This window comes from Centipeda noxia ATCC 43541 (assembly GCF_000160555.1).
Taxonomy (GTDB): domain Bacteria; phylum Bacillota; class Negativicutes; order Selenomonadales; family Selenomonadaceae; genus Centipeda; species Centipeda noxia.
Map to the genome: position 1 here is coordinate 1 of NZ_GG749297.1, position 577 is coordinate 577.

The following is a 577-nucleotide window of genomic DNA, read 5'->3' on the forward strand; positions in this document are numbered from 1 at the left end:
AGGCTCTGCCGTCACCATGGTGACGGATAGCAACGGCGTAGCACTTCATGATGAGACTGCAGTACGCAAGACACTGAACGCGCTCGCCGGGAAGCTCTACTACGACGGCTACGTCGGCGGGGAGCGGAATCTCTCGGGCAAGGCGATGATCGTCGAGGGTCTGACCGGATCCTCCAAAAGCTTGAAAGTGGCGGATATGGGTTGGGCAGCAACTGGACAAGGAACCCTGCAGGGAACCGGGCCAGTGTCTCCGGCACAGCCGGAAAATCCGAATCCCAACCCCAATCCGAATCCCAATCCCAATCCGAATACGCAGATCGAATACGGTGACTATGAGACAAAGCTCATGAGCGGCGTCAAATCCGCGATGACCGCATCCTCGATGGCTTGGCGGGCTGAGGCGAACGACCTCATGAAGCGTATGGGCGACCTCCGTCTCTCTCCGCAGGATACCGGTATCTGGGCACGTGCCTACCGCGGCAAGGCCACCAGCAACAAGGACAACGCCAACTTCCGCATGAACTATTCCACCATTCAGGTCGGCTATGACAAGAAGGTTGGAAATGACTGGCGCGTT

The 577-nt window shown here is 57.9% G+C and carries 1 protein-coding gene; it reads left to right on the forward strand.

The genetic code is table 11. The features are described 5' to 3' along the window. Positions 1-577, forward strand: a 577-nt coding sequence (locus tag HMPREF7545_RS09920) for an autotransporter outer membrane beta-barrel domain-containing protein (RefSeq protein WP_040571406.1), incomplete at both ends; no start/stop codon positions are given.